The sequence below is a fragment of the Okeania sp. SIO2F4 genome, assembly GCF_010672385.1.
Classification (GTDB): Bacteria; Cyanobacteriota; Cyanobacteriia; order Cyanobacteriales; family Microcoleaceae; genus Trichodesmium.
In genome coordinates this window covers 1-3,721 of the sequence record NZ_JAAHGT010000944.1, presented here as the reverse complement: position 1 = coordinate 3,721, position 3,721 = coordinate 1, and the positions used below count along the sequence as shown (strand labels likewise).

2 protein-coding genes and 1 tRNA gene are annotated in these 3,721 nt (G+C 38.4%); 1 reads left to right on the top strand and 2 read right to left on the bottom strand.

The features are described from left to right. Positions 1-618: 618 nt before the first annotated feature. Positions 619-690 (bottom strand) — tRNA-Val (locus F6K22_RS35350). A gap of 112 nt (positions 691-802) precedes the next feature. On the opposite strand from F6K22_RS35350, the gene F6K22_RS35345 reads away from it, so the two are divergent. Further along, on the top strand, positions 803-1,420 hold the full coding sequence (locus F6K22_RS35345; protein WP_293109205.1) for a metal-binding protein: 618 nt from the start codon (positions 803-805) through the stop codon (positions 1,418-1,420). Between the two features lie 456 nt (positions 1,421-1,876). Here F6K22_RS35345 and F6K22_RS35340 read toward each other — a convergent pair. Continuing rightward, positions 1,877-3,721: Ig-like domain-containing protein (locus F6K22_RS35340; protein WP_293109203.1), on the bottom strand; the 1,845-nt coding region annotated here is incomplete at its 5' end.

Below are 3,721 nucleotides of genomic sequence, written 5' to 3'. Positions count from 1 at the left end.
CCCTACAACTCGATCGCAAAGTTGTAGTTGCAGTTGGGGAGTTGAAGATTCTACCATTATGCTATTTTTATTGTGAAAGTATTACCGAAAAATTAATAATTAATAATTAATAATTAAATAATTCGCACCTTGAAGCCTCCCCTTGGATAGGGGAAAACAAAGACAATATTCCTTATATTCAATTCCGTAAAGGTTTTAACCTTCTTGTAATTATCAAGTTCGCAATTATCCATTATCCATTAATGAATTGTCCTCCACCTCTGTTTTAAGTCTCGGAATGGCTTAGTGTAACATCATCGAATACTTCTAGTTTATCTTTAGGATGGACTTAAACCATTGCCCTTTGTTTCGCTGTGTGACATGAAACCTGTTAGCGATGCGTAGCATTATTTTTGACTCTTGCTAGCCTAAGACCTGTTTAACACCCGATCGGGATGTATATCCACTGAAGGCTGAGGTAGGAGTTTCAAACATTTCTATTTCTATTGTAACTATAACAAAATTCGCCCTAAAAGGCCAAGACTTGAAACCAAAATTATCGAAAGGAAAGTATTTCTATAGGTTGAAAGAAAGAAAGAGTAAAAACTATAGAAACTAATAGATAAATGATTTGATAAATGGGCGGTACTGGATTTGAACCAGTGGCATCCTGCTTGTAAGGCAGGCGCTCTACCGCTGAGCTAACCGCCCAACTTTTATTAATATAACACATATTATTAAATATGCAAGTAAAAAATTTTCCTTTATCTGCTAAGTTTGATAAATATAAGTTATATATTTTTTGGCCTACATTAAATCTCCTATGCCTAGTGGTAGTACCCATGACCGGATAACCTTGTGGAGTTTGCCCATCATCACGGGCTTAAGCTTTGGGTTGGTCCGTAGTACCCACTTAACCTTATTTGTGTCTGGGGGTTTTTTATTTAGTGGCCTAATGTTCGGCCCCGACCTGGATATCAATTCTCGACAATTCCAACGTTGGGGTTGGTTTAAGTGGCTTTGGCGACCCTACCAAAGCAGTCTTAACCATCGCTCTTTTTTATCTCATGGACCCATAATTGGTACTGCACTACGACTACTATATTTGTTAACCTTGTTTTTAGTCTTGGTAGTATTGGGTTTAATTATAGATCAATTACTAAGCTCCGAAGGGAGGACTTTAGGATTTGTTGCAAGTTTGTGGCGATCGCTTTCCCTACATTATCAAGAAGTGATTGCTTTATTAGTAGGTATAGAACTTGGTGCAATGAGTCATTCTGTTAGTGACTGGAGTAGTTCTGCTTACAAACGCTTTAAAACTAAAGGTTTATCTGGGTTACTCCCCCAAATCAAACTTCAAAAACGACAACGTAAGCCCACTCGTAAATCTAGTTCCTCAAAAGTTGTTGCTTCAGGTAGTCGTCATCGTACTAAAAAATAAAAGAAAAGATCGACATTTTGAGCGAGTTAGTTGATTACAAAAATCCGAACCAAAACAATTAACTTTACTATTTTATATGACTTACACAATTTTTCAGCCAAAATATGCCTAAACCTTCTTTCTCATATCATCTCCGGTTAATTAGTGATAGAACTCCGTTCCGAAAGACGAGAACAAAAAACTTTTTCCTTCTTCTAGTCCTGATACTTTCTTTCTTCATCCCTCTTAATTCCTGACTTTTCCCTAATTATTTATAACTGTTCATCCCAACATCATCAGGACTTACGCAAAGACACTATATATAGTGCATCCGAAATTAGGTGATTCGCGAAGCGATCCGTCTCGGAATCGAATCAAAAATTAACTAGCGTTTCGCTGTGCGACATAAAAAGCGGAGCTTTGCGTCAGCCTTTATTTTTGGAAAAATAGGCAATCAACAATTGGCTCAAATTAATATTATCTTCTGAGGATAAAATCTTCTACTCCAATATCAGGTGCGTCTGTAAAAGTAGCAAATAATCCACCTGTACCAAAACCAGGTGAATTGCTATTGGAATTGTAATACATATTACCTGTGTTGGTACTATAAACAATAATACCTTCAGAAATAGCCGCCTGTTCATCATTATTAACCGTAGCAAAATCGGCAATAACATCTAATTCCGACTGTGTTTCTCCCGCATCACTACTGAGAGCTAGAAAAGTTGTTTCATCCAGAAGGATAATATCTTTTTCTGTGTCAAAATCAGTAATTGTATCTACACCAAAATCTGATAAAGCAAATCCTTTATTGCTATTAAAAATGAAATAGTCAATACTTCCCCCACCTGTGAGAATGTCATCTCCAGGACCACCATTGAGGCGATCTCGTCCGACACCTCCCCTGAGAGTATCATTGCCACTACCTCCCAACAGGCGATCGTTACCAGGGCGACCAATAAGTAGATCGTCACCGTCAACACCCATGAGAATATCATTCCCCCTACTACCATTGAGGGTATCATTGCCGTCTCCTCCATTTAAGCGGTCATTATTTCTCCCACCGTTGAGAATATCATTACCCTCAGATCCCCTTAAAGTATCATTTCCCGCCAAACCTCTGATTAAGTTATCACCATCATTACCGTTGATAACATTGTTTTGGTTGTTACCCGTACCATTAATATCATCATCACCGAGCAGGATAAGTTTGACTCGATCTGATTCTAGGGTGTGGTCGGTGAGAGATTCGACAGTCTCATTTTTCTTGGTCGTAAAATTCCAAGTTGTGGTATCAGCTATCCCACTATAATTATTTCCTGCTGTATCGACTATAGCGCCAGGGTTGATTTGAATATAGTAGTCAGTCAACTCTTCTAAGTCATTGGTGGGAGATATAGTAACGGTATTTACGTCTATTTGTACTTGGTCGGAAGTAATATCTATGGTTTCGACTATTTCATTGTCTGTGGTTTGCTTGATGATAATATTGCCAGTACCGACAGCAACGTTTTCGTCAAATTCGATGCTTAATGGTTCATTTAAAACTACTTCTGTCTCATTGTCACTGGGAGTAAATTTAGTTGCAGTGGGAGGAATCTCATCAACTATTGTAAAACTTTGTTCTGGGGAAAACTCAGATTCTGCAAGACCTGTATCTATAGCTTGCACGCTCCAATAATAAGTTCCAGGTTGCAAGTTGAGTTTCCAACTGGTATTGCTATCAATCTCACCTGCAGCAATATTGGAAGCGCCGGAAGTTGTGCCGACTCTGAGATTATAGTTTAAGCCTGGGGTGGGGGTTTGAGCATCGGTGGCAGCATCCCAGGTTAAGTTCGTTTCTCGCCCTTCGATGATAGAAGTAAGGTTAGTAGGTGCAGTGGGAGGTGTGTTGGCTATATTAGCATCATTTCTGTAACCTCGAGTATAAGACCCTCGAGGAAATATATCAGATTGATATCCGTTGTTTATAAGAATATCTAAATCTCCATCACTTTCATAGTCTATCCACAAATTGTTTGCTGTTTCTTCAAGAGTAACGTCAATTTCTTCGACAAAACCTGTTCCTGTGTTTGTGTAGACTTTACTACTCAGTAAAATATCTAGGTCTCCATCGTTATCGTAGTCTCCCCACTGGGCGTTATCTGTAACTCCAGGAATAGTATAATCAGTGTCTTCAGTGAAACTGTTACCTGTGTTTTCATAAAGTTTGGTATTATAGCTCAAAACGTCAGATTTAATACTAACTAAAATGTCAGAGTCTCCATCGTTGTCATAGTCTGCCAAACTGTAATTATTGATATTAGTAGGCAAAAGAACTTT